We start from the raw sequence: 2,346 nt of genomic DNA on the forward strand, positions 1-2,346 counted from the left end.
CCTGCGGCCAGCGCGGCCAGCACCGGCCCCTGCTCGGCCAGCCGCGGTGGTGCCCCGATTTCCCTCAGCCGGTCGAGCTCGGTGTACACCGCCGCCGTGGCGAGCCCGCCGGTGGCGAAAGCAAGCACCCAGTGAAAGGTGTTTCTGGCCAACACCGTCGTCAACTCCTCGCCGCGGCCGCTTCCCAACGCCGTGCCGCCGTGCAGGGCGAAGGGCACGTCACTACCCAGCTGCGCGGCCAGGGCGTGCAGATCGCGTCGAGGCAGGCCGAGTTCCCACAGTTCGTTGATCGCGACCAGCACCGCTGCTGCGTCCGCACTGCCGCCCGCCATGCCGCCGGCCACCGGAATCGACTTGTCGATCGCGACCGAGACGTCGGGCGCCCGGCCGACGTGTTCGGCCATCAGTTCGGCGGCTTGCCAGGCAAGGTTGCGCTGGTCGGTCGGCAACTCGTCGGCGCCTTCGCCGCTGAACTCCAGTGAGAGCACATCGGCGCTGCGCACGGTGACTTCATCGATCAACGAGACGGCATGGAAAACCGTGGTGAGTTCGTGGTAGCCGTCGGCGCGGTGATTTCCCACTGCCAGGTACAGGTTCACCTTTCCCGGCACCCGGACCGTCACCGATCCAGTCGGCACCCATTGCGCAGCGGTGCTTCGGTCGATCGGCACCGCACGAGAGTATCGCCGGGACCGGCAATTCAGTAGCTACCGAGCCGCGTCGGCAGCCTCTCAGCAGGCCGGGGCCTGCGGGCGTGAGGTGCCGCGACCGGGCCCGGGGTTGCCGTCCTGGTCACCGGAGCGTCGGAGCAGCCGCACGAAGTCGTCGATGGACAGCGTTTCACCGCGGCGGGCCGGGTCGATGCTGGCGGCCAGCAACCGATTGGCCGACTCGTTGCCCGAACCCGCCCACTCGGCGAAGGCGTTGCGAGATGTCTTGCGCCGCTGCGCGAATGCCACGTCGATGAGTTTGAAAACGCGCTGACGGAACGCCTCGCCGGTCGGCCAAGGCGATGTTTCGTACCGATCGATGCGGACCAGGCCGGAGTAGACCCGCGGAATCGGCCAGAACACCGTCGGCGACACCATGCCGTAACGGCGAACGCGCCCGTAGAAACGGACCTTGACGCTGGGCACGCCGTAGTCCTTACCGCCCGGTTCAGCGGCCAACCGTTCAGCGACTTCAGCCTGCACCATCACCATCAGGGTGCGGATGGAGGGAAATTCGGCGAGCAGATGCAACAGCGCTGGAACGGCCACGTTGTAGGGCAAATTCGCCACCACCGCGGTCGGTTCGGCGTTCAGGTCCGCCGGGCCGATGGTCAACACGTCGCGGTTGAACACGGTGAGCCGGTTGATTTCGCTGTGTGAGTGCTCGGCGACGGTCTGCGGCAACCGATCGGCCAGCACCGGGTCGATCTCCACAGCGCTGACTATCGCGCCACGGTCCAGCAGTGCCAGAGTCAGCGAGCCCAGCCCGGGGCCCACCTCCAGGACGTGGTCGTTGCGGTTCACCCCGGCGGACGACACCACCCGACGTACCGTATTCGCGTCGTGCACGAAGTTCTGTCCCAGCGCTTTACGCGGCCGGAATTCGAGCTCTCTGGCCAGTCGCCGGATCTCAGTGCGGCCCAGGAACTGGATCGTCAGCGGGTACCCGCCCGTCCGCTGCACACCGGCCAGGCTCCCCAGCCTTGCCGCGCCCGTGTCACCTCGGCAACGGCGATCTGTTCTTCCCTGCTGGCCTGGTCGGCCCGGCCGGCGTAGCGCAAGCCGCCGTTGCGCTCCCAGGTGCCCTGGTCGAACTGGACGCCGCCGTAGTATCCGTTGCCGGTATTGATAGCCCAGTTTCCACCGGCCTCGCAGGCTGCGATGGCATCCCAGATGTCGCCCTCATTCACCGGAGGAACTTCGGTGCCGGGCTTGGTGCCCACCCGCACCACCGCCTCACGAGCCGGTGTCACCACGGTGTTGGCGATCGGCAGCCGGCCGGTTTCCACGCCGTTGACTTTGGCGACCGCGAACGTGACATCTTGGACGCCGGGGGTGCCCGGATCCTCGACGATCTCGCGGCTCACATTCATGTCGGGGTCCTCGATCCGCCTGGCGGCCGGAGTCAGCGGCACCCGCTCGGTGACCCGTTCGATCCGGTTGCGGGTCACCATGACCTGTAACCCGTCGACGACGGGCGCCGATGCGCCGGGCTCCACGCGGTCGCCTTGCTGCAGCGGCGCGCCGGCGGCGGCCAGCAGACCGGCGACGTTGGGCGCGGCCAGGTGCACCAACCGGATCGCCCCGCCGTCGTTGATCTGCACAGACTTGGCGCTGACGACCGGCAGGGCCATCC

The 2,346-nt window shown here is 68.2% G+C and carries 3 protein-coding genes; all 3 read right to left on the reverse strand.

Features of this window, described 5'->3' with window-relative positions:
• Positions 1-671: 4-(cytidine 5'-diphospho)-2-C-methyl-D-erythritol kinase (locus WA317_RS22365; RefSeq protein WP_425175114.1), on the reverse strand; the 671-nt coding region annotated here is incomplete at its 3' end.
• Between the two features lie 60 nt (positions 672-731).
• Complete coding sequence (gene rsmA / locus WA317_RS22370; RefSeq protein ID WP_425175116.1) at positions 732-1,682, reverse strand: 16S rRNA (adenine(1518)-N(6)/adenine(1519)-N(6))-dimethyltransferase RsmA; 951 nt, start codon at positions 1,680-1,682, stop codon at positions 732-734.
• A partial coding sequence (locus WA317_RS22375) for a transglycosylase family protein (protein ID WP_425175115.1) occupies positions 1,646-2,346 on the reverse strand: 701 nt, incomplete at its 5' end. The genes rsmA and WA317_RS22375, both read right to left, overlap by 37 nt.

Origin of the sequence: Mycobacterium sp. (assembly GCF_049802695.1) — a bacterium.
Classification (GTDB): Bacteria; Actinomycetota; Actinomycetes; order Mycobacteriales; family Mycobacteriaceae; genus Mycobacterium.